We start from the raw sequence: 22,728 nt of genomic DNA, 5'->3' as shown, positions 1-22,728 counted from the left end.
TTCTACTGAGCGTTGAAGCGTTGAGCGGCCGCGAAATCCGAGTCATCAATCCCGAGCAACGCGTCCACGAACTGCTGAGCCCGATCCAGCGGCGCGACGGCGGACAGGAGCCGGTCGGTCAACTCGGTGTCCCGCGCGCTCGAACCGTTCCCGTTCACCAACAGGCGCCGCCCGGTGGCGATCACTTCCGACGCCATGCGCGACTGCCAGGTGGTGAGCGGCTGGGCGAACTCGAGCACCACCGTCACCGTCTTCTCCGCCGGAGACTCGGTGACGGTGATCCGGCTACCCGACGCCGTCACCGCCGTCTGTACCTCGTCCCGCAGGCCATCGAGATCGATCGTATTGCTCTGGAGTTCAATGGAATTCGATGTTCGCGTCGAACTCGCTGGATCAAGTTCCCCGGATATCGCGGGCCGGGCCGGCGGATCGATGCCCAGGGCGAGCACCGTTACCGGGGGACCGTTCAACGCCTCTGGTGGCAGCTCGAATGCCTTCTTCGCCCGCAACGACACCGTGGCCGACACCGGCGACGCCGTGATCACCGCGGGCGCGACCACCTCCAGTCCGCGCGCCAGCAGATGATCCACGGCGGGCAGGAACTTCTCGCTCATCGCCGGCGTCAACTGCCCGATCCGAACCCCATCGAGCCGAATCTCCGCCACCCGCTTCACCGTCCGCGCGGTTCGTTCCTCCCGGGGAACCAAGGTCACCAGCACCAGCGCCGTCCCGCTCCCCGTCCGGTACCGGTCGAGCCACTCGAAATGCTCGCCCGTCTTCCCGACCTGCACCGAACCCCCTTCCGGCAGCATCGTGTACGGTCCGGCGGGCGTATCATTCACCGGCGCCATGGTGTCCGGACTCGCCAAATACAAATGAATCTGAGCTTGCACCACCTTCCGCTCACGACCCCGCTCATCCCACTCGGGATGCTCCGAAGCCCAAATCCGAGCCCCCACGGTCGGAATGAACCCACCCGCCATCAACTCCAGCAGCCGCCCCTGATATCGAACCGCATCCTCCCGCGGCAGATACCCGATCGTCTTGGCCTGGAACCTGACCGACACCGCATTCGGATCATGCGAATTCTGTGGCTCCGGGATCAGCTCGACCGTGCGCGACACCTCCGCACCCCGAGGATCGAACTCACCCCCGAGCATCCACAGCACATTCGGGATATAGGCGAAGGTCCCAACCACTTCCTGACCGGCCCAACCGCCGACGCCGAGTGTCCACAGCGGGTACATGGTGTAACCGCCACCGGGTTCAGTTCGCTGCTGCCTCACCGCTGCTCGCTATCCATGAGCTGGGAGAAGTGCTTGTGGGCGAGCTTCATATCGCGTTCACGGTCGACACCGACGAAAGGCTCCTGATAGGTGATGCCGTCGGCGGTGAGATCGGCGGGCTTCAGGCTGCCCTTCTTGCGGTACTCCGATGCCAGTTTCGTTGGGAGCTGGCGTCCGTTCGCGTCGTAAAGGGCTTCAGACTCATATCGGTGCAAGACCGGGAACTGGGTGCGGTAGATGGTCAGCAGCTCCTCGGCGGTGATGCCGAGCATGACCGCGACAACGGCGTCGATCTCCACCAACGCCTGGCGTCGGTCGGCTGCGCGGCGGAGTGGAGTAGACCAGGTCCAGTCGCGACCGACCGAGCCCAGAGGGACGCGGTCGACATAATCGACTCCAATGTCTGAGACCCACGAATCCTGTTGCCAGGAGGAGGAATACAACTCTTGCCACAGCGGGGCATAAGGGCGGGTGAGGCAGTTTAGCCGCAGCGTGCGAAAGTTGAGTATTGTGATCAGCGCGTGGTCAATCGGCAATGGGAGTTGGGGCCAGGTAGAAGCCTTGATATGTGAGCTGCCGATAGCCTTGATCATGAAGTCGGCCACGATGGAATGGCTAACTCCGCTGAGTGCCGCGAGAGCGCGATTGTTATTTGGCAGCGTCAGCGTGTGCACAGCATGGACGTGTGTTGGTCCGGGGGGCAAGACCGCTGCTTGGAGCGTGCGGACGGTAGCGATATCTGCCATCTCGCGCCAAGCGAGCCGGAAAAAGGTGGAGCTTGACTTGCCATCCCATTTCGGGTAGGCGGCGATGTAATCAATGTATGGTTTAGCTAGCTGGTAATTTGTTCTGGGAATGAAGTCCTCGGTGATAACTTCGAGATCAATAGGTGAATAGTCTCGGTTGCTCTTCATCTCCTCGTAAGGCTGCTGATTGAGAGGCGTTGCAACTGTCAGATGTGGTCCCTGAAGGATTGCATTTTCCCATCGATCGGGTATCTCCGAAGCTGATTCGAAATAACCCAACTTTCGGTCGGTTGTCTCATTCCATCCCGTCGTCCATTCGAACTCGATGTTACCCAGGCGTGGTGCAGAAGAGATCTTGTCGAGTGTGGCAGAGCTGGCTTGGTTGATTGGGTACAGCATGCGTGCTTCGTGGCTAGCTGTACCGGGTTCATCGATGAGAGCTGCCCAGCTGGCGAGTACTGGTGTTGTAACATGCACGATTCGGCCAGCGTGAGGTGTGGTGTTCCAATTGCCTGAATCATTCTTTAGGCCCGGTTCGGCGCCGGATCCATCGTGGACCAGTGAACGTTCCACCGTATCCGGATGAAATAAGGACACGGCCTGGATGAACTGCGGCTCTTGTTGATATGAGCCGTAAACATGCACCCCATAGTGGATATGGCGATCGATTTCTGAAAACAGATTCAGTGAATTCCGGAACTCCCAATGGCGGCGAATTCTTCGATATGTCTCCCGTCGAAGCTTTCGGGCGCGAAGTTCCGTGAAATGACTGTCCGGGTGGATTAGGCCAATTGTGCCGCTCGGTCGAGATGTCCGCCAGGTGCGTTCCATGAAGCACCGGTACAGGTCTGGTCGCAGGTCGGACAGTGCTGGGCGCTCAACCCCTGAGCCGAGATGTTCCTTATTTCCGGCTTGATCCGACCGTTCATCGAGAAACGCTGTTAGCGATCCAGGGAACGCGAGCGTCTCTTCCTGTTTGCGACGTTTCACGAGTTCTGACGGCTTATCGACGAGCTGCCACCATGGATCTACCTCCGCCAGTGCGCCTGCCTCGTCCCAGTCCGGCCGCACCCATGGCGGATTGCCTACCTGCAGGTCGAATCCGCCGCGCGCGAACACAGGTCCGAAGCCCAACTCCCAGTGAAAGAATCCGGCTCGGTCAGAAATCTCCTGTGTGACCGAGAGCCAAGGGAATTGGTGCCAAGCATGCCCCACCACCATGGCTCGGGACAGCAGTAGGTCGTTCTCCTCGGCGAAATCGAGTTCCTGCCAACTTGTATCCCGCCCAAGGCTGAGCTGTCCGCGACGTTCGGCTGCGGTCTCTTTCGGTGCGACTCCAAGGACTGCCTCCAGCCCACCGACCCAAGTATCCCAGTCCGGTGGTTCCTTGTCCGTGGTCAGCGGCCACGACCAGATCGCGCACCATGCGTCCATTACACGGCGCAGGCGCTGGTACGCCCCGTTCGGGTTGGTGAGTACGGACTCGATCTGTTCTCGGGTCACCGCCGGGGTGTGTTCAACCGGTTCGGACTCCCAGAGATGAAGGTCTCGCCGGATTTCGGATTCTGCGATGGTCAGGCGGCGGAGGGTGAAGTCCCAGAGGGTTTCGACACGTTGGGCCAGGGCTGCCAGGCGTTTTGCGATGGCCTTGCTGGGGGACTTGCGGATTTCGTTGCGCCACAGGCGGAGTGCTTCACGCTGGTCGGGGGCGTAGGTTTTTGCTTCGGCGGTGTCAATGACCGCGCCCCAGCCTTCGGCGGGCAGCAGGAAGTGGTGGATGCCGGTGCCGATGTCCTCGCCCAGGGGCACATCCTTCGGAACCGTTTTGAGCCACGCCTTTTTCGTCAGCTCGTTCGGGGTGTACACCGCGCGCCGGGCTCCGATCAGGGAATTGCCGCGCCGCAGATGCAGACCGAACCAGGGTGCCTGAAGCCCCTCGACCATGGTGTCCAGCCACAACGAGATTTCGGCGAGTTCGACGGCGGTGGCGTTGAGGTCGACGCCGTAGACCTGGTGCAGGGCGATGTGGGCCTTCACCTTTTGCAGTTCGGTCGTGTATTTGTCGGCGTCGATGGTCTTGCCGAGGTCTTCTTGTTTGCGTTTGAGGTATTCGGCGGCCAGCTGCCGGACGGCTTCGATGGCGAAGGCTCCGGACCCGAGGGCGGGTTCGCAGATGGTGAGTTGGAGGATTTCCTCCGGCGTGGTGCGGGTGTCGTTCTGGTCGAGGAGTTCCTCGAGAGCTTGGGAGACGACGAATTTCGTGAGGACTTCGGGGGTGTAGTAGGAGGCGGATTGCTGGCGTTCGCGGCCGGCGAGGCGGAAGACGAAGGTGCCCTTGCGGTGGATGACCGGGCGGGGTTCGTGGGTGTCCGGATCTTCGGTGCGGACGAAGTCGGATTCGGCGAGGTGGTCGGCGCGGTCGATGGGGACTACCCAGGAGCCTTTTTCGGGGTCGCCGTTGCGAGCCACCTCGTAGAGGTCTTCGTCGGCGAAGAAGCCGGTGTAGGACATGAGGCCCTCGTAGACCGCGCCCAGCTGGTTGATGCCGAGTTCGGCGTAGCTGATGAAGCCGCGGTCGGCTCCCTTGCGGCCCTTGGATTCCTTTGTGAGCAGTAGGTGTTCGAGGACTCGCTGGACGGCTTCGTTGGCGAGGCCGACGTCGTCGATGAGCTGGGTGGCTTTGGGGGAGAACAGGTCCGCGCGCAGGGGGTTGAATTCGAGGCCCGGGGCAGGGTTGTCGGGGTTGCGGTCGCGGATGGTGGGGGCGTGGCCGTTTTCTACGAGGTCGAAGAGTTTTTTCAGGGATTCGTAGAGGTGGGTGCCGTTGCGGGCGCGGGGAGAGACCAGTTCGGTGAGGGTGAGTTCGCGCAGGCGGTCGAGGCCGTAGCCTTCCTCGTATTCGGCGGCGCCGGTGGGGAGGACCCGCATTTCGGGGGAGGCCTCTGCGTAGAGGAGGAACAGGATTCGGTAGAGGAAGCGCAGGGAGTGTTTGGCCAGGTCCTGGCCGTCGATGCCGTCCATTGTCTCGCCTTTGGCGCGGCGGCGTTCCACCACGTTGTTGGCGATGATCTCGATGGACAGGCGGATGCCTTCGCGCAGATCCTTCGAGACTCCGACGGTGTGTTTGACCGAATCCTCCAGGACGCCGGTCCACCACAGGTTGCCGTTGGCGTCCTCGGTGAGGGCTTGGCGGCCGAAGATGGCAGCGGCGCGGTCGATTTCGCCGCCGCGTGCCTCATGGCGGCGTTCGGTCACCACCAGCAGGTCGACGGCCAGGTAGCGGCCCTCGGCCCAGCGTTCGGCCTCGGCGAGCAGCAGCCACTGACCGGCCTGCACCACCACGAACGCGGGCGGGGCGTCGGAACGGAAGGCCGCCGACACCGCCTTGGACGCAGAGGGGATTGGTTTGCCGTCCTCGGTCGCGGGGGTGATCAGCCGCCCGGACTCCGGGTCCAGGAGGTCCTCGATGGAGGACACCGGGTTCGCTTGCAGGAATAGCACATTCGCGACGGTGGGGAGCTGGGCGTCGGGGATCACCAGATCCGAGCCCGCGCGTTCGGTGGCGAAGGCGGTCAGTTCACCCTGGTAGCCGAACGCCTTACGCACCTCGGCGTGCGCCTTTGGCGCGTCCTGGGGGTTCTCGGCGAGCGCGGCCAGCGCCGATTGCAGGTCGCGGGTGGCGGCGAGCAGGGTGGCGCGGACGGTGCCGCGGCCCTCCTTGGCCTCGGCGTCCCAGAACTTGCGCAGCTCCATGACCTTGCCCTGGAAGGACTCCTTCACCGAATCGGTAGTGAAGTAGTGCTCGCTGATCCAGTCCTCGCCGATGACGATGGAATCGAAAGAGGCCATGGTTACTGATCCTTACCGGGGACGATCACCAGCAGCGGGCGCACCAGCTGCTGGGTGGGGGCGAGGGATTCGGCGAGGCGCTGCTCTTCGGCGATACGCTCGGACAGCTTGTCCACCTTTTTCTTCTGGCTGCCGAACAGTTCGAGCTGGCCCGCGCCCGCATACCAGCGGTCGGCGCGCTCACGCCAGTGCGCCAGCCGCGCCTGGGCGGATGCGCGCTGTTCGTCGAGAGTCACGGTCAACGTGTCGGCGGCATGGTCGACGGCCACTGGGATCAAGGCGCGGTAGCGGCCCGGATCCGGAACCGGCCCCGGATTGGCGGTGCCCGGCTTCAGACCGGTGCTCGAGGTCAGGAAGTCTAGGTCGGCCACCGGCTCGACCAGGCAGAATGCCGGATTTTTCGGTTTCGGGAACTCGGCGGTCGCGAAGACTCGCGAAATGAGTTGTCCGCGACGGTTCATTAGCGTGCCCATCAACAGCACCGTCGGGGTCTCGACGTCACCGCGAATGACGAAGATCTGATTGCGGCCCAGCGCGCTCAACGCGCGATCGCTCGCCCAATCCAGCACCGGATGCAGGGGACCGAGGAAATGCGCCTCCGGCCACGTCGAATCCGCGACACCCTTACCCTGGCGGGCCGCCGACAGCTGCGCGTTGCCGACCACCGGCGAGGTGGCCAGCTTGAGGCGCTCGAGCACCTTGCCCGCCTGCAAGTAGTTCTGCGGCAGCTGACCCAGCCGCTGTCGCAGATCCCGGGGCGGAATCAGTTCGGCGATGCCGTGATTGGCGTGCACCTGCCAGCCGACGCCGCCTGCGACCGGATCGGCGTGCGGGACATCGTCGAAGGCGGCGCGCAGAGCCTCGTCGAGGAAACCGATGTCGTCGGCGTAGAGGCTCTGGCGTGGTAGTTCCGGCAGGGCCGCGGGCTCGTCCTCGGACAGATCGAACTGGGCGAAGAAGGCGTCCACGTCGTTGCCGGCGGCGATCTCATCGATGCCGCGCACCTGCTCCTCGAGGGGCGACTGCCCGGCCAGCACCTTGCGGATCGCCTCTTCCTCCTCGCCCACACTGTGTTTGCCCATCAGCGAGGCCATGTCACCGAGGGTGGTGTGCGCGAGGTTCTCCCGCTCCAGCAGCCGCGACAGCACCCGCAGATCACCGGAGAACTCGGTGTCCGACGGTTGCAGGATCAGCGACGAGATCACCGGCGGATGCTGCTGCCCATACCTGTCGATACGGCCGTTGCGCTGCTCGATGCGGATCAGCGACCACGGGATGTCGTAGTGGATCAGGTTGTGGCAGTGGGCGTGCAGGTTCACACCCTCCGACGCCACATCACCGGTGACCAGCACGCGGATCGGGGAGGTCTCCACCTTGAAGCTGTCCACGATATCGGTCTGATCGGTGTCGGACAGGCCGCCGTGCAGCATCGCCACGTTCTCCGGCTTCAAGCCCAGCGCCGCCGGCAGCACCTCGGTCAGCCACTTCAACGTGGCGACGCGCTCGGCGAACACCACCGCCCGCATCGACGACTTCGGGCCGACCCCGATCTCGCGCAACAACTCCACCAGGGCCGCCTGCTTGCCCGAGGAATCGCCCAGCGCCTTGTCGTTCAACTCCGCCAGGGTGTTCAACGCCGCCATCTCACCCAGTTGGGCGGGCCCGCTCGGGCCGCCGTCCTTGCGGAGGGTGTTGCGCCGCTGGTTGATCGACTCTGCCAACGCGGCCGGGGAGGAAAGGAACGCCTTGGCCAGGGTCCACGGGAACAATGCCTTCGTCTCACCCGAGTACGGTGAACCTCCCGACTCGGGATGTAGCCATACCTGCGAAAGCTCCCGTGCCACATTGTCTTCCGCGTCGGACGGGGTCACCAGCCGGTGCACCGGCTCGGCCCGCTCCGCCCAGTCGCTGCCCACCTCCGCCGACACTTCCGGATGATGGCGGTGCCGCCGGATCAGCAGGGTCGACACATCGTCTTTGGTGAACGAACCGTCCGCGGCCACCGCCGTCGGATCCAGCAGCCGCAGCAACTCCGCGAACGACTCCTCCCGGCCGTTGTGCGGCGTCGCCGACGCCAGGATCAGCGCCTCGGTGTTCGGGGCCAGCACCCGCGCCAGCTCGTTGTTCTGGGTACCGACATTGGTGAGGTTGTGCGACTCGTCGATCACCACCGCATCCCAGTGATGCCGCTTCAAATGCTCCTTGTAGCGCGGGCTTTTCAAGGTGTCGATCGAGATGATCGCGCGCTTGTAATAGGTGAACGGATTCCGCGTCGCGGGCAGCTTCTGGCGCACCTTCTGAATACCGGCCGAGTCCAGGCGCACGAACGGCAGCGCGAACCGGCACCACAGCTCGTGCTGCATCTGCTCCAGCACATGCTTGGGCGTGACGATCAGGATGCGCTCCCCGCGCCCGCGCCGCACCAGCTCCGACAGGATCATGCCGATCTCGAGGGTCTTACCCAGACCGACCGCGTCGGCCAGCAGGATGCGCGGCCGAATATGTTGCGGATCAAGCGCTTTGGCCACCGACGCCCGCTGATAGGCGAGCGAATCGGCGAGCATGCGCGTCGATACCGTCAATGTCTGATCGCCGTACGGGAACGGCGTCTTACGCAGCAGCGACTCCAGCCACAACCGCGAATCCCGGTAGCCGGGCGAGCCATCCGAGACCACCTCGGCATCGGCCGGATCCTGCACCTCGATGGCGTCGAGACTCGAATAGAACGTCGCCGTCGTATCGGCCACCAACTCCGACAGACCGCGCACCCGTAGTAGCCACCCGTCCGAACCCTGCTCCGCGGCGGTCACCAACCATTCCTCATCGCGAACGACAACGATGGAGCCGGGGGCGACACGCAGATCCGGCGCTGCGACAACGGTCATGGATGGTGCTCCTGATAGGTCAACGGTCCGATCAAACAACTTAGTACCCCCGGTGGTTTGCCACATGTTTCCCGTCGGTAGCGAGAGCGAGGGATGTCGATACTCTCGAAATCGGTGTGATCCGGTGGCATCCCGGCGCCGTCGGCCGCCACGATGAGCTCGTTGCCGAGTGCGCGTAGGGAATTCGGCCTGGTCAACAGGCGCGGCGTCGCCGCTGAACCACTCGGACCGGACAACGCTCGCAGACGACTTCTCCTTGTATCTCGTTGTTTGCCAACCCACCTCAGTTCGCGGCCGAACCGGTCGACGCTACTGCGGGCGCTGCCATCGCACATCGGTCGGTGAATCGGCAACGGCTCAGCCCCGGATGACAGGAACGGTAGGCGGGGCTGAAAGCGTTGTCAATCACTAAAAATCGATTGTATTTTGCTCACTACTCGAGCAGTGTGTAGGGAACGTACACGAGTGGGCATGTGTTCTCGGTTCTCGTCCGTGAAGCAGTGTGACCATGATCCTTTCAAACGGAAGAGTCTGTCGAGAGAATGGTGAAACAAGGCCGCAACCATGGGCTGTCGAAGGTGATCGGCGACATCGTCGCGCAGGGGCCGATCAGTACAGCCGAATTGCTGGATCGTCTCGAGGCCAGGGGATTTCGGCGTCCGGACCTCTCAGAGCTGTTCATGCTGTGCCACGAACACCACATCGCTGAACTGGACGACGCGAGCGGATGCTGGCGGGATCCGGGGGACCCGGCGAGCGAGCCGACCACCGGCGGTGAGGGCCGCAAGACATCCCGGGACCCGCAGGAGACCTTCAAAACGAGTGCGGCACTGCGGCGGGAGCTTCGAAGCCTGCGCGATAGGGTCGTCGAGCCGGTCAGGGCCCCCGAACCGATCGCCCACCCGATCGCACCCGGCTGGAAGGACATGGCCGCCGCCGCGCGGGCCGCGCTGGTCCTGGAGCGAAGCACGGCGGTCAGCCGATCCGGATGGCAGAACGTCGAACTGATCGACGGGGAGATCCTGGAAGAGACTCCGACTCGGCGCATCGTGCGTTACGAAATCCAGGGCAGCGAGAACGTGCGGGAGGGCACGACGGCGACCTTGCTGCCGCCGCAGGAGAGGGCGACCACGCACAGCGGCGTCAACGCGGAGGTTCTCACCCAATACGGGTCCGACATCACGCTGGGTGTCGCGGCCGGCGAACCCTTCTGGGAGCAGGCACGGCTGCGCTGTGATCTGTCGTATCTCGTGACCGAGCAGGTCATGAGGTTCGCCGAGTTGTTGTCGGGGCCGATGCCGGGCTTCGATTCCGCCGCGGCGATGCAGCCGGTCTCGGCGGCGGGCATGCTCGACGCGGTGCCGCCGATCGAGCCGTATCCCGTTGCGGGGCTGAATGAACGGCAACGTCTGGCCGTCGCCCACGGCCTGTGCCCGCGCCTCACCTGGCTGTGGGGTCCGCCCGGTACCGGGAAGACGACAACCCTCGCCGTGCTGCTCGCCGAACTTCTCGACGCGGGCAAGACGGTGCTGCTGGCCGCACCGACCAACGCGGCCATCGACGTGGCGTTGAGCGCCCTGCTGAAACGCCGTCCGCCGGTGAAGAGCGGGGAGATCGTCCGAATCGGGCCGACCGACAACGACTTCCTGTCCGGTCGCGCCCGGGCGGTTCTCCTGGACGAGATCGCCGCGGACCAGGGTGCGGAGCCTGCGCGCCGCCTGGTGGAGGCTCGCGACGAACTCGCGGACCTACGAAAGGCGCATCACGCCATCCCCAAGAGCGATATTGCCCGCCGTCAGGAGGCGGTTGCCCTGACCCGCAAGATCGCTGATCTCGAAGGGTTCGCGAAGGGCCTGACCGCGCTGCTCGGTGACGTGCGCGATCACGTGATCGGAGAGGGCCGGCTGCTCGCGTGCACCTCGCATCAGGTGGTGCTGAAAGAGGCGGTGCGCCGCAAGGGGTTCGATGTGGTCGTCGTCTACGAGGCCAGCATGATGACCGCGGCCATGACCATGCTCGTCGCGGGCATGGGCGTCGGCCATACGATCGTGGCCGGCGACTTCCGGCAGCTGTCGCCGATCGTGCAATCCCAGGAACCGGACGCCCGGGAATGGCTGGGGCAGAGCGCGTTCGAGAAGTCCGGGATAGCGCGCGCCGTGCGGGCCGGGCGAGCGCCCGCGAATCTGGTCGCACTCGACACCCAGCATCGGATGCGTCCGCGGATCGGTGAATCCATCGGACGGGCCTTCTACCCCGAGGTTGGACTGGAGACGGCCGCATCGGTTCTGACTCGACCGGCCCGGACGATTCCTCCTCGGCACGCCGAGACGATTCTGATCGACACCAGCGATCTGCACGCACCGCTGGCCCGCCGAGAGGGCATGTCGTCGCGATACAACGTGATGCACGCGCAACTGGCGGCGAACGTGGTCTCCGACCGCCTGTGGAGCGCCACCGAACCCGGCAGCATCGGCCTCATCAGTCCGTTCGCGCCGCAGGCCCGGGCTGTTGCAAGCCCTGGTGCCCGAGCATGATCCGAGAGTGCTGGCCTCCACGGTCCACCGGTTCCAGGGTGGTGAGACCGACGTCGTGCTCTACGACGCGGTCGAAAGCAGCGGCGGTGACTTCGAACTGCACTCCTGGTTCGCCGAGACCTCGGCGGGCAGCGAAGGCGCGCGACTACTGAACGTCGCCATGAGCCGGGCTCGCGAGCAGGCGATCATGCTCGCCGACATGGGCCGCATCCACCGCGGCCGTCCCGCACAGCCGACACCGACGCGAGAGTCCCTCCAGCAGTTGGATCGTCACGCGCACCAGTGGACGTGGCGGCAGGTCGCCGCCGCTCCCGGGCCCACCCGGATCGAGCACAACCTGCGAACCTTGACCGACGACATCGCTTCGGCCACAGAGAATGTCGAGATCTTCTCGGCACACGTGGACGGCTCGGCCACGCGCAAGGTCCTCGAGGTGCTCGCCGACCTGCCCGACCAGGTCAAGATCGGGTTCTGGTTCGGCCCCGCCGGAATCGGCTCCGAAGTCGAACGCGCGCTGCGCGATCACCACGCGACCATGCATCCACTGAAACGATGCCGTGAATCGCTGGTGATCACCGACTCCGTCGTCTGGGCCGCGCAGGCGCCGATCCTCGGCCGAACCCCGGGCCTGCTGCTCCGAACCGACCACTCCGCGCTCGCCCAGGCGGTGCGCCGGCAATCACTGCGGCGCAACGTCCGTGGAGTGCCAGGCACCGGTCAGCACCCCGAACGATGCGGCTGCGGCTCACTGCGGATACGTGTCGAGATCGCCGGAGGGCCCAAAGCGGCGTCTACAGCAAGTGCTGCAACTGCGGGAGATGAGAATCGGAGCACAGGAATCGAGTGATGTGGTTTCGAGCGGTTCATCACCGGAACCGTCGACCCTTCTTTCCCGATCGGTTGCCGATGGCTCGACACCGGGCGAGACGGGCGGGCTCGCGGATCGCTTGGAGCAACAGCGCCACGCCACGCCGATTACCGTGGTGCCTTCTCCGCCGAACCGGGGACGCCCAGCGTGCGGCGGAATCGCCACCGGCACAGACGTCACGTCGACATAGCAGATTTCGGTGAGCGGGATCGTCGAGGAACTACTTCGGCGGGAGCCGTGGGTGTCGTGAAAGAGGCTGGGCAACAACAGAGTACGTGGATGCACATGTCCGACCAGTCTGGCAGAATCGGTCAAATGGGATGAAGCGTCGGTGCTGTGTCCTGTGGTCAACGCCGGATCGGTCGTAACGGAGAAATGTGAGAATCGCGCTGCTGCCAGCCCGCCTCAGCAACCGACCAGTTCGAGAGCATTTCGAGACCACCATCCGGGCCAAAGTTCGCTTCGATGACCACCTCGACCTCTTGGACACCGAGACCCTGTCGAATCTTCTACGGATCTTCCCCGATGGTGCGGCTCGAATGTGGGCAGTGACCCCGGGGGTGAACACGGGGAAGTGGGCAAAGCTGGAACCCGGTGATCCCGTTGCCTTCTGCGGCGACAACAAGCTGCACGCTCTCAGCCACATCGCTGCGCGGTTCCAGAACGAGGCGCTCGCCGAGCGACTATGGGGTCGCGATGCCGACGGTAGATCGTGGGCGAACATGTTCGCGCTCGGGGAGCTGCGGACCGTTGACGTACCGGTTCAGGAGGTCCGTCGAGCAATCGGGTGGCGCGGTGACGGCGCGATCCCGGGGTTCACGGTCGTCGAGGGGGCTCCTGCCGAGAATCTCGCGGATCTTGTCAATCTGGAGACCGACCTCGGCTACTCGGAGAGCCCGGTATCCAAGCGCGTGCCGTCGTCGGTGGCAGTGCCCGAAGGGGCGACGGACGGGACTCGCGAGACGACCTTTCGTCGCGAACAGCGGGCACTCAAGCACAGGCTACGACAGCTGGGGAGTGGTCGATGTGCACTGTGCGGGCGTGCTTTCCCTGATCAGCTCCTCATCGCGGCACATATCAAACGGCGTGGGCAGTGTACCGAGGACGAGCGCAAGGACCTCGAGAATATCGGCATGCTGGCTTGCGCGGTCGGCTGCGACAGCTTGTTCGAACACGGCTACATCGGGGTGGACTACGGAGGGAAGCTCCTGGTCAGCAACGCAACTCAGAGATCCGGCGATGTCCGGCAACACGTTGACGATCATCTGCGCGGCCGGGTGAGCCCGTGGTGGACGAGTGCGCGCGAACCGTATTTCGCATGGCACCGGACCAGGATCTTCCAGGAACTGGCCGAGGAGTAGCGGACCAGTTCCTGGAACGAATCACCCGCTGACACAAGGTGACTGAGGGCCGACCCAATTCGGTGCACTTCACCGCCTGGCCCCTCGCAGCCTTCACCGGATGCCTCTGCTCGTTCTTGCGCAGCTTCGCCTCGACCCGAGATCGGCAACCAACTGCTGAAGGCATTCGATGGTCATCGCACCTGTCTATCAGGTGGTATTCGCGCATCCGGCCCGAGTGAGCCCCTCATCCTCCGGCGTCGGTCAGCGTCCCAGCAACGGGCGCGTCGCACCATGGTTCGGTCAGCCGGTTACGGAAGCGGCGCTGACGATCGATGTGCGTCAGCGGCATCTTGGGCAGCCCCGCGTAGGTTCTCATGTGGCCGGGCTCTTCCGGCTATCCCCCGAATCTGTCGCCTTTCGTGCTGAGTGTGATCCGGCCGCGGCTGGTGATTCGCCAGCGTCCGCGCGGCCGACTGGGGATGATCAGACCTCGGGATTCGAGCTGTGCGAGGGCATTTCGGGTGCGCCAGCTCGTCAGGGCGGAGGCTTGCTGGATTTGGCCGGCGGTCAGGGCACGGTCCGGGTTGAGTGCCGCCAGCACGGCTACTTCAGCGGGGTTCACGATGCGGCTACCTTCCGAGTTCGGGATCGGTGTCTTCCGGCGGGGTGACCGCTCGGGCGGGGGACGTCCAGATGTCCGCCTCCGGTGAGCGGAAGTCGAAGGGAATCGCGACTTTCCGGACGGCTGTCCGAGTAAAAGCCCCAACAGGACCAGAGGATCACGGTGATGCAGAGCGCGATGATCGACAGCATCGCCCATACGTCCCATGGCATTACGACCTCCTGGTGATCGTGCCGAGCAGTAGTGGTCGGCGTCGTCCGGTTTCGGCCCAGTAGATGGCTCGATGGCCTCTGACGTCAGCGGGAATTGGGCGAACCAAAGAAATCCGCCCGTTCTTCCTGCGCCGGTTCCACGATGCGCGACAATGAAATCCATAGTTCGCCAAGCAGTCACCCACGATCGGGCGTGCGCGCCATCCAAAAATCGGGAGTAGGGCTGATGAGCAAGAACCCGACGACGATTCCTCGGCGGCAGTTGGGGAGGCAACTGCGGGAGTTGCGGCAGGCGGTGGGTCTATCCCTGGTCGACGCCGCCAGGCTGATCGAGCGGGGCGCCGGGACGCTTCAACGGTTGGAGAAGGGGGAGAATCCCCGGATTCGGCAGCTCGACATCGACGCGCTGTGCAAGCTCTACGGTGTGCCGGAGGAGCGCACGCAGCAGATGAAGGCTCTTGCGCTGCAAGCGGATCGCCGCACTCGGCCGACTGACGAATCGCATTGGTGGGCAAGGTATGAGGATCTGATTCCGGCCGAGTTCGAGACCTACATGTCGTTGGAGATGGCGGCTGAGCGGATGATCACCTACCAACCCGACACGGTGCCTGGCATCGTCCAGACTGCCGACTACGCGAGGGAGTTGAATCGAGTGTTCTTCACCTCCGATACGGCCATGGAATTGGAACAGCGCGTGCAGGTTCGGATGCAACGGCAGACCGCGATCACGCGTCGGTTGTCTCCCCTCGAGGTAGATCTGCTCATCGATGAGGCCGCCTTGAGGCGGGTTGCCGGTTCGCGAAGGGTCATGGCCGGCCAACTCCGCCGCTTGGCCGACACGCCGCCGCATGTCAAGGTGCGAGTCCTCCCATTCAGTGGCGGCTTCCCGCTGGGAGGGCATGTCGGCCCGTTCGTCATCCTGGACTTTCCTGCAGACTCCGCGACAGATACGCCCGTTGAGCCGTCGACCGTCTACGTCGAGTCCTACGGTTCCCGGATCTACTACGACAGCGAGATCGACGTTTCTCGTTACCGCGACGCCTACACGAGGATCGGGCGGATCGCGTTGAATGAAGCTGATACCAAACACCTTCTGAGGTGTGTGGCAAAGGAGTATGAGGCGTGAACGATCTATCGGACGCATACTGGTTCAAGAGCAGCCGAAGTCAGGGAGGGGAAACCTGCGTGGAAGCCGCACACCTAAACGGGGGCGGTGTCGGCGTCCGGGATTCGAAGTTGGGGGACTCCAGCCCGATCCTGGTCTTCGATGGCCCGGCGTGGGACAGCTTCACGAGCGCCGTGAAGGCGGGCAGTTTCGATCTCCCGTAGGTGCGGGTCGAGTCCTGGGTTCCACTGACTTCGATGAACTCGATTGCCTTGTCTCAGAGCCTATCTGAGAACTCAGGTGGCAGGCCCGCTGTCGCGGGCCAGCCGTCGGGTGAGGGTGTGGATGGCGGCGATGTAGACCACGGCTTCGCGATGGTCGGGGCGGGTCTCGTAGTCGCGGGATCAAGCGGCGGTGTTTGACCAGCCACCCGAACGTTCGCTCTACCGCCCAACGTTGCGGCAGGACCTCGAACCTGGTGGCGGTGTCACTGCGTTTGACGATCTGGACCGTCAGTGCCAGAACGATTTTCGCCCACTCGACCAGTCGCCCGGCATAGCAGCCATCCAGCCCACACGATCGTGATCGCCGCGAAGCGGCGGCCACCGCGGCCAGCAGCAGGTGCGCGGCGTCGCGGTCCTGGATCGATGCGGGGGTGACGACCACGGCCAGAATCAGCCGCGCCGACTTTGTACTTCCTGACAGAATCAGGATTCCCTTGTCGCCGACACACGGTACGCTCGTGAATAGCCTTGTCGTTCGGTAGGCGTTTCGCGTGTTTCGGAGGGTTGAGCACCATTAGCGGGAATACGTTCAATTTCGGTGGCGGCGACTTCACCGGCTCGAATAACAATTTCGGCGGCAATAACGTCACCCAGTCCATTGTCAACAACGGCTCGGAGGATGACCGCGCGGACCTGTTCGACGCGTTGCGTGAGGCTGGCCTGTCCGATGAGCAGGTCGAGGCCCTGGAGGCGGCGTTGGACGCGGACGGCGGCCGGGCGGGCGATGGTAGTGCTGGCCCGGCTGTTTCGGGTTGGTGGGCCGAGGTGCGCCAGCAGGTGACAGCGACGGTGCTGACCGGCCTGTGGAGTATCGCCACCACCCAGCTCGGCCTCCCGGCTACCTGAACACCGGGGTGCACTGTGGCATTGCTGCAACAGATCATCGAGGACGCGGCAGGGGACGGGTCGGTGTCGGGTATTCTGCGCCGTCTGAAGGTAGCCGCCAAGCGCATCGGCGCGGAGAACACATTGCTGCCCTGGGTGATTCGGGAGCTGGAAGGCTATCCACCGGACGTCGAAGTACCCGACTATCGGCAGCCGATCCCACTAGATCCGTTGGGGTATTTTACGGATGGCTTGTACCTGCCGGTGCACCGTGATGCGATGCCGGAAAATTGGCGTACCGCACCACAGTTCGAGTTTCCGCGCACGCACCCCATCGGGGAGATCGAGGTGTTGGCCGCAGACGGTGGCGTCGGCATCTGGTGGACGACCGAGGCGGTCGCGGTGTTCAACGGGCGTATCAAGCGAGAAGAGGGCGGGGTCGAACCCTCCCTCAACTGCACGAAAGTCATGGCCGCAGTTGGTCGGCGGCCCTTCGAAACTGTGCTCGACGCCGTGCGGAACAGGGCCCTGGATCTGGCCTTGGAGTTGGAGCTTGTGGCCCCGGACGTCGGTGAGGTGGGGGTGCCGGACGAAGTGAATGTGGCTGCGCAGCAGGTTATTAACATCTTCTTGGCCGCGTCCCTGGCAGGGGCGAACAACAACTTCGGTGGCACCGACGTCACGCAGCTGATCACCGCCATCGGCGACGGGTCGGGCGAGTAGGCGGCTACCCGGCCGGGCACGATCAGCCCGGCTGGGTGTGAAGCGGAGGCCGCCAGCTCGGACACCGGGCCACGGGGGTCACCGGCGAGGTGAATGTGAGGACCGGGCACGAGCGTGCGAGGTGGTGATCGTGCGTCGCCGACGGCGCTCGACGATCTCGACTTCGGCCCGTGAGACTGGCCGGGCCAGTGCCGAGAAGAGTCACGCTCAGAACTTCTAATCAGTTCGGGGAGTGAGCCATCCGGCAAACTCCTTGTGGTAGCCGACCGGCGGGTGAGCACTCCGAGCTCCTGGACTTCGAGTCCGGACGATAGACCGTGCCCTTGCTGGTAGGTCGGGAGAGTTGATCGCTGCTGGGCCGAGGACCACCACGATGTGGAGGTGATGGACGGGTCCGGTCGCCGTCTGACCAAGGCACGACTGCCCCATGGCGTCGCCGGGATGGCGAGGTTGCACGCGATTGTCGGGGATCTGGTCGGCGAGGACGCCGACGAGGTCGAGGTGATCGTCGGGATCGAGACCGACCGGGGGTCCCTGGGTCGTGGCGCTGGTCGCGGCCGGATTTTCGGTGATGACGGTAAACCCGTTGCAGACGTCCAGGTTTCGCGACCGGCTGGGGGTATCGGAGCCAAGAGCGATGCCGGCGACGCTCATGTCCTGGCGGACATGGTCCGCACCCACGCTCACGAACTGCGGATGGTCGCAGGAGATTCCGCGCGGGCCGAGGCGGTCAAGGTCGTGGCCCGCACGCACAAGACGATGATCTGGGAACGGACCCGCCACACGCAGCGGCTGCGGCATGCGTTGCGTGACTACTTCCCGGCCGCGCTGGTCGCTTTCGAGGATCTCGACGCCGCCCACACCCTGGAACTGCTGGCCAAAGCACCCACCCCGGCCCAGGCGGCACGGCTGACCATCGCGCAGATCGGCGCGGCGCTCAAACGCGCGCGCCGCAAGAATGTCGCGGACAAGGCCGCCCGTGTCCGAGCCGCGTTGCGCTGCGAGCACCTCGAACGTCGTGACCGAGGCATACGCCGCGGCGGTGCAGGCGTTGCTGGCCGTTCTCAACGCTCAGATCAAGATCCTGAACGGGCAGGTCGACGCCCATTTTGTGCAGCACCCGGCCGCTGAGATCATCCTGTCCCAGCCGGGGCTGGGATCGGTCCTGGGTGCCGGGGTGCTCGCCGAGTTCGGTGACGACCCCTACCGCTACGCCAGCGCCAAGGCCCGCAAGAACTACGCGGGCACCTCCCCGATTACCCGCGCTTCGGGCAAGAAGAAGATCGCACTGGCCCACGTTCGTGCACAACGACCGCCTCATCGACGCCCTCACCACCCAAGCGAAATCCGCACTGTTGTGGTCCAGGGGCTCTCGCGCCTACTACGACCACCACCGAGCCCGCGGTGCCGGCCACAACGCCGCCCTGCGCCAGCTCGCCAACCGACTCGTCGGCATCCTGCACAGCTGCCTCAAAACCGGAACCTACTACAACGAAGCCACGGCCTGGCCAGGTCCCGCTCAACCATCTGCTGCTTGACATTCAGGCTCCTGGGACGTCTATCGGGTTCTGTTGCTGAGTCATCGCCAGCAGATCAGTGCTGCGGCGAGGTCGAGGAATCCGTGGTGGATGTCGGTGCGTCGTTCCCATCGGATGGCCAGCCGCTGGTACTGGTGGAGCAAGACAAAGGATTGTTCGGCGATCCAGCGGCCGGTCGGTGACGTTGTCGCGGGTGCCGCGGCGCGCGATGTAGCCGGTGATACGTCGTTGCCGCAGTTCGGAATACACGCTGGGGTAGCCGTATCCCTGTCCGCGATCAGGTTCGTGATCCGATGTCTGGGTCGGCCCGCACGCCCGCACGGGGGTCGAACCTGGCCGAGCAGTGTGGGCAACAGCAGATGGTCGTTGACATCGGCGCCCGACAGCGCCACCGCGAGCGGCAATCCGTTCCCGCAGGTCAGGATGTGAGGGCAGTCTGCGCCGCAGTCCCAGCGCCGGATGCTCATCACCACGGCGGCGCCAGGATTGTCCACTCACGGTCGCGCTTCCAGTCCTCATAACTGATGGCGTTGGTGAATTCCGGTGCCCCGGCCACGTTCTGGTCTTCGTCGTCGGTATCCGTCGTATTCGGCGAGTTACTCGATACCCCAGGGGGTTTCGTGAGGGCGGCTCTGATCTCTTCCGGTAGATTCAACCAGCTCACTGCACGCTCCGAACGAGTGACTTTGCTGATGGGCTACTGTTTGCTCCCCGGCCAGCCTGGATACGGGTCGAGTGTGGGCGCAGGCACGTCGGATCCCTTACGGGAGTCCCGGCCTCGTAATGCGGTCGGCACGGGGTTGTCGAAGCGATCGGCACAGAGGTTCTGTTCGCCAGGGGAATTGGTTCCGGGGTCGGTCATCTTCGCGTCGGTGATTTTCCAGTCGCCGAACACGTCGGTGGTCGGATACCGTGCCGGACCCTCACCTGCGGAGAGACGTGTCGGCTGGCCGGTTGGCGGTGGCTGCATGGCGAGTCGAACAGTGCGGCCGCCATCTGGCAGGGTCCCGGCACCGCTGACATTCACGAATGGGTGATACTGACCATTGAACGGATCCTTCTCGGCTGGAGACGATTTCAAGTCCAGTCCGTCGACCCAGACGCACATCGTGGCATTCCATGTGGGCGGTGTAGTCTGCGGCACCCCGGACTGTGTGGAGTCGCCAGTTTTCAACTCCAACAAGCGCGCGTAAAAGGTTCCCACGGTTCGAGTGCCTGGGGGTTCGAGGTATGCCATTGATAGACCGTCGCCGCGGATATAATGATCACCTGTTTCGGGTGAAGCCGCAGCGTAGCCGGGATAAGAGTACTTGCTCGGCATCGACATCGGCCAACCGCGTCGGTCTGTCCGATACGAGATGAACGCCGATTCCATATATGCCCGAGCGATGATCGCAGCATCCGACGTCAGCCCTATCCCGGGTTCGGCGGACCAAAGGAAGCTGAACTCGAGCTCGTCTGGAATCCGATATGCCGGTGCGCTGTTCGTGCAGGCAGCCAGCAGTGCTGTGATCCCCAAGGCCGCGCCTACTAGCCTCCATGCACTGTTGAATCGCGACGCTGTCATCGTGGATGCCACTCCGATTTATTGTGAGCTGCGGTCCAGCCGTCGTCGTATGCGACGAGCCCCGGGAGAAAATTCTTCATGTTCCCTTTGAACACGGGGAGGCTATTTGCTCCGTTCATGCCATCGAGCCGTTTGATGTCGTCGAATGACATCAAATTGCCGTTGCTGTCGAAGTATCGGCCTATGTTCGGGTCTTTCGAGTAGTCGGGGTGGTCGGAGGTCAGCGTCATGCCTTGAAGAATGTTGTAGAACTGTTTCGACTGACTGCCGTACCCGTCCAGGTCGGCGTTCGGGTCGAGCTCGGGCACGGCCCCCAACAACCAGTTCTTCACCTCCGGAGCCGCGACCTTGACGCCCAGCTCGGTGAAGTCGCTGATACTGAAACCCATTGGCAGACTATTTGATCCGCCGAGTGCGGGTATGCCGAGCCGGGGGATGTGCTTGCCTCCGAACGCGGCGATGTCCTTCACCGAATCGAAGATCGTCTGCTCGTATTTGAGCTGGGTGGCCTGATCCATTTTCCGGCCGTCGAGTTCGAGCTGCATTCCGGACTGGGCGGCGGCATCGATCCTTCCGGCCCATTCGCCGAGCGCGTAATTGGTGCCGCCGTGCGCCCCGAAGGCCTGGTTCATCTGTGCGATCGACACGTACGCGGCGCGGTTGAAGTCGACGGCGGCGTCCTTGTTGGAATCGATGACAGCGAAGATGTTCTTCACATTCGCCTGGTCGATCGCACCGAAACCGTGTGTGCCGAAGCTGCCCTCGGTAGTGCCGACCATGTCAGGAATATACGACGCCAGGGTTTGGCCGAGCGCCTTGGTCATCTTCGGGTCCACCATCCCGATCGACTGATCACCGCCGTCGAGGTGGAGCAGGTCGTGGGCGTGGGTGCTCGCATAGTTCGCCAGCGCCCAGGATGCCTCGCCCGATTGCTGATTCAGGGTGGGATCAGCCGAGGTGGCATATCGGCCGGCGGTCTCGATGACCTTGCTGACGCCGTCCTCGTGACCGTGCCAGTCCCGACCGAGCAGGTCGGCCACGTGCGAGGGTGCGTCGTAGTGCCCGCCGTCGGTGACCGTGCACTGCATATTGGTGCCGTACAGCAGGTCGTGGACCGCCAGCCGGTCACCGCCGGCCTGATTCAGCATGCGGTCGGCGAGGTCGGTCGCGCCGTGTGGTTTCGGCTCCAGCACAAGGTTGTTAGCGGTCGCCGCGCCGATCTCCGCGCCCTGTTTGAGCAGCCCGCGGTCGAGGTCGCTGCCCTGGGCCAGTCCCGGATTCCCCTTGCCCAGCAGATCGACGAACGTGTTGAAGTCGCCTTCGTGAGGGATATCGATGAGGTTGGCGGCGAACTCGCTTGCCGGCGCTTTCTCGCTGCGCCGGACCGGGTTCTCCTTCAGCAGTGTTTGCACCTGGGTGGGCAACTGGATCATCCCGCCCTGGTCCTCGACCTTTTCGTCGCCGACAGTCTTGATCTGCGGGTTGGACATCAGCTGCATCGCGTCGACCGCGCCCGATTTGAGCTTTCCCTGCTGGTCGGCCGGTAGTTTGTCGCCGAGCTGCGAGATGTCGGCGACGCTCATCCCGTCCATGCCTCGCATCAGGCTGCGCAGGTAGTCGAATCGCTCCTGCGGCAGATCCACATCCTTGCCGTTGAGGAGATCCTGGAGCTGGTCCGGGGTCAGCTGGGTTGCCAGCTGCAACCGCTCGAGCTGATCAGGGGTCGCCTTCCCGTTCTTCCACGCGTCCAGATCCTGCTGTGCGGCTACGGGATTCAGCCCCGCCGAGGCCGGAGTCAGCTGCTCGATCGAGGCCAGCGCCGTGCTCAGCGCGGTGGCGATGGCGTCATCGGCCGCCCCGATATCGGCCGCCAGCCGTTGTAGGGCGACCGTCTGATTCGCGGCCTCGTTCTTCCGGTCGATCTGCAACTGGTTGATCTGGTCCTTCACTTGCTCGCTTCCGGCCAGGAGCAGAGCTTCCGCGTAGTTGTATGTGTCCTCGACGTACCAATCCTCGGAGACCTTGTAGAAATCGCCGTTCAGGTGGGTCACCGTTTGACGGGCCGAGGCGACCATCGGCTCCAACGCCGACTGACCGTTTCGACACGCCGTCGCAAGATCGTCGAAGGCGTCCGCGACCACGCCCATCTGCTGGCGTTCGCGATCGACCCGCCCGTCAGCGCCGTCACGCCCTTTCCCGGACCAGTTCATGCCGTCGATGGTTTTGTGCATCGACGAGGCGTTGTCCCTGACGCCCTTCGCGATCGACTCGATCGTCGGCGCGAGATTCCCGAGGTCGACGATCCAGCCCATCACCGTAGATTTGCTGGGCGTGGCCATGC

At 64.1% G+C, this 22,728-nt stretch carries 17 protein-coding genes and 1 pseudogene; 10 read left to right on the top strand and 8 right to left on the bottom strand.

The window, feature by feature from the left end; translation table 11 throughout:
* Positions 1-2 precede the first annotated feature (2 nt).
* The 3 genes from ACFXN1_RS11130 to ACFXN1_RS11120 are packed head-to-tail and all read right to left on the bottom strand — an operon-like array spanning position 3 to position 8,766.
* Entirely contained in the window at positions 3-1,286 is a 1,284-nt protein-coding gene (locus tag ACFXN1_RS11130) for an HIRAN domain-containing protein (protein WP_379439831.1), read from the bottom strand.
* Positions 1,283-5,881, bottom strand: coding sequence for a DNA methyltransferase (locus ACFXN1_RS11125; protein WP_379439833.1), 4,599 nt, complete (start codon positions 5,879-5,881; stop codon positions 1,283-1,285). Before ACFXN1_RS11125 ends, ACFXN1_RS11130 begins: the two co-directional genes overlap by 4 nt.
* A gap of 2 nt (positions 5,882-5,883) precedes the next feature.
* The gene (locus tag ACFXN1_RS11120) at positions 5,884-8,766 is read right to left on the bottom strand and encodes a helicase-related protein (protein ID WP_379439873.1); all 2,883 of its coding nucleotides are present in this window, start codon (positions 8,764-8,766) and stop codon (positions 5,884-5,886) included.
* A 542-nt stretch (positions 8,767-9,308) separates the two neighbouring features.
* On the opposite strand from ACFXN1_RS11120, the gene ACFXN1_RS11115 reads away from it, so the two are divergent.
* The 3 genes from ACFXN1_RS11115 (at position 9,309) to ACFXN1_RS11105 (ending at position 13,529) form a co-directional block, all read left to right on the top strand.
* Entirely contained in the window at positions 9,309-11,300 is a 1,992-nt protein-coding gene (locus ACFXN1_RS11115) for an AAA domain-containing protein (protein WP_379439835.1), read from the top strand.
* Positions 11,301-11,307: 7 nt separating this feature from the next.
* Positions 11,308-12,147, top strand: a complete 840-nt coding sequence (locus tag ACFXN1_RS11110; protein ID WP_379439836.1) for a hypothetical protein — start codon at positions 11,308-11,310, stop codon at positions 12,145-12,147.
* Between the two features lie 743 nt (positions 12,148-12,890).
* The gene (locus ACFXN1_RS11105; RefSeq protein ID WP_379439837.1) at positions 12,891-13,529 is read left to right on the top strand and encodes a hypothetical protein; all 639 of its coding nucleotides are present in this window, start codon (positions 12,891-12,893) and stop codon (positions 13,527-13,529) included.
* A gap of 226 nt (positions 13,530-13,755) precedes the next feature.
* On the opposite strand, the gene ACFXN1_RS11100 is transcribed toward ACFXN1_RS11105, so the two are convergent.
* Complete coding sequence (locus tag ACFXN1_RS11100; protein WP_379439838.1) at positions 13,756-13,887, bottom strand: hypothetical protein; 132 nt, start codon at positions 13,885-13,887, stop codon at positions 13,756-13,758.
* Positions 13,888-14,571: 684 nt separating this feature from the next.
* On the opposite strand from ACFXN1_RS11100, the gene ACFXN1_RS11095 reads away from it, so the two are divergent.
* Complete coding sequence (locus ACFXN1_RS11095; RefSeq protein WP_379439839.1) at positions 14,572-15,471, top strand: helix-turn-helix domain-containing protein; 900 nt, start codon at positions 14,572-14,574, stop codon at positions 15,469-15,471.
* The gene (locus ACFXN1_RS11090; protein WP_379439840.1) at positions 15,468-15,674 is read left to right on the top strand and encodes a DUF397 domain-containing protein; all 207 of its coding nucleotides are present in this window, start codon (positions 15,468-15,470) and stop codon (positions 15,672-15,674) included. Before ACFXN1_RS11095 ends, ACFXN1_RS11090 begins: the two co-directional genes overlap by 4 nt.
* Here the strand turns inward: ACFXN1_RS11090 and ACFXN1_RS11085 are convergent.
* The gene (locus ACFXN1_RS11085) at positions 15,634-16,116 is read right to left on the bottom strand and encodes a transposase (RefSeq protein WP_379439841.1); all 483 of its coding nucleotides are present in this window, start codon (positions 16,114-16,116) and stop codon (positions 15,634-15,636) included. The two genes, ACFXN1_RS11090 and ACFXN1_RS11085, sit on opposite strands and share 41 nt — an antisense overlap.
* Before the next feature lie 122 nt (positions 16,117-16,238).
* On the opposite strand from ACFXN1_RS11085, the gene ACFXN1_RS11080 reads away from it, so the two are divergent.
* The 5 genes and pseudogenes from ACFXN1_RS11080 to ACFXN1_RS11060 all read left to right on the top strand — a co-directional run bounded on the left by ACFXN1_RS11080 (position 16,239) and on the right by ACFXN1_RS11060 (position 18,820).
* Positions 16,239-16,580, top strand: coding sequence for a hypothetical protein (locus tag ACFXN1_RS11080; protein WP_379439842.1), 342 nt, complete (start codon positions 16,239-16,241; stop codon positions 16,578-16,580).
* 15 nt (positions 16,581-16,595) lie between these two features.
* A complete protein-coding gene (locus tag ACFXN1_RS11075; RefSeq protein ID WP_379439843.1) occupies positions 16,596-17,282 on the top strand; it encodes a hypothetical protein in 687 nt (228 codons plus the stop codon).
* A gap of 384 nt (positions 17,283-17,666) precedes the next feature.
* Positions 17,667-18,413, top strand: coding sequence for a transposase (locus ACFXN1_RS11070; protein ID WP_379439844.1), 747 nt, complete (start codon positions 17,667-17,669; stop codon positions 18,411-18,413).
* A pseudogene (locus tag ACFXN1_RS11065) lies at positions 18,325-18,507 on the top strand (IS110 family transposase); the annotation flags it as partial. The gene ACFXN1_RS11070 and the pseudogene ACFXN1_RS11065, both read left to right, overlap by 89 nt.
* 76 nt (positions 18,508-18,583) lie before the next feature.
* The gene (locus ACFXN1_RS11060; protein WP_379439876.1) at positions 18,584-18,820 is read left to right on the top strand and encodes a hypothetical protein; all 237 of its coding nucleotides are present in this window, start codon (positions 18,584-18,586) and stop codon (positions 18,818-18,820) included.
* Positions 18,821-19,286: 466 nt separating this feature from the next.
* On the opposite strand, the gene ACFXN1_RS11055 is transcribed toward ACFXN1_RS11060, so the two are convergent.
* The 3 genes from ACFXN1_RS11055 to ACFXN1_RS11045 all read right to left on the bottom strand — a co-directional run bounded on the left by ACFXN1_RS11055 (position 19,287) and on the right by ACFXN1_RS11045 (position 22,726).
* Entirely contained in the window at positions 19,287-19,484 is a 198-nt protein-coding gene (locus ACFXN1_RS11055; protein ID WP_379439845.1) for a hypothetical protein, read from the bottom strand.
* 33 nt (positions 19,485-19,517) lie between these two features.
* Positions 19,518-19,928, bottom strand: coding sequence for a hypothetical protein (locus tag ACFXN1_RS11050; protein ID WP_379439847.1), 411 nt, complete (start codon positions 19,926-19,928; stop codon positions 19,518-19,520).
* A gap of 455 nt (positions 19,929-20,383) precedes the next feature.
* The gene (locus ACFXN1_RS11045) at positions 20,384-22,726 is read right to left on the bottom strand and encodes a hypothetical protein (RefSeq protein WP_379439848.1); all 2,343 of its coding nucleotides are present in this window, start codon (positions 22,724-22,726) and stop codon (positions 20,384-20,386) included.
* Positions 22,727-22,728: the final 2 nt, after the last annotated feature.

The organism is Nocardia sp. NPDC059154, assembly GCF_042755705.1.
Classification (GTDB): domain Bacteria; phylum Actinomycetota; class Actinomycetes; order Mycobacteriales; family Mycobacteriaceae; genus Nocardia.
This window is presented reverse-complemented; position numbering and strand designations above follow the sequence as displayed.

What these genes read in the sequence shown, in the direction of transcription:
- ACFXN1_RS11125 (WP_379439833.1), bottom strand. Translation starts at nt 5,881, where the DNA reads ATGGCCTCTTTCGATTCCATCGTCATCGGCGAGGACTGGATCAGCGAG.
- ACFXN1_RS11120 (WP_379439873.1), bottom strand. Translation starts at nt 8,766, where the DNA reads ATGACCGTTGTCGCAGCGCCGGATCTGCGTGTCGCCCCCGGCTCCATC.
- ACFXN1_RS11115 (WP_379439835.1), top strand. Translation starts at nt 9,309, where the DNA reads ATGGTGAAACAAGGCCGCAACCATGGGCTGTCGAAGGTGATCGGCGAC.
- ACFXN1_RS11105 (WP_379439837.1), top strand. Translation starts at nt 12,891, where the DNA reads ATGTTCGCGCTCGGGGAGCTGCGGACCGTTGACGTACCGGTTCAGGAG.
- ACFXN1_RS11100 (WP_379439838.1), bottom strand. Translation starts at nt 13,887, where the DNA reads ATGAGAACCTACGCGGGGCTGCCCAAGATGCCGCTGACGCACATCGAT.
- ACFXN1_RS11095 (WP_379439839.1), top strand. Translation starts at nt 14,572, where the DNA reads ATGAGCAAGAACCCGACGACGATTCCTCGGCGGCAGTTGGGGAGGCAA.
- ACFXN1_RS11070 (WP_379439844.1), top strand. Translation starts at nt 17,667, where the DNA reads ATGGACGGGTCCGGTCGCCGTCTGACCAAGGCACGACTGCCCCATGGC.
- ACFXN1_RS11050 (WP_379439847.1), bottom strand. Translation starts at nt 19,928, where the DNA reads ATGTGCGTCTGGGTCGACGGACTGGACTTGAAATCGTCTCCAGCCGAG.
- ACFXN1_RS11045 (WP_379439848.1), bottom strand. Translation starts at nt 22,726, where the DNA reads ATGGCCACGCCCAGCAAATCTACGGTGATGGGCTGGATCGTCGACCTC.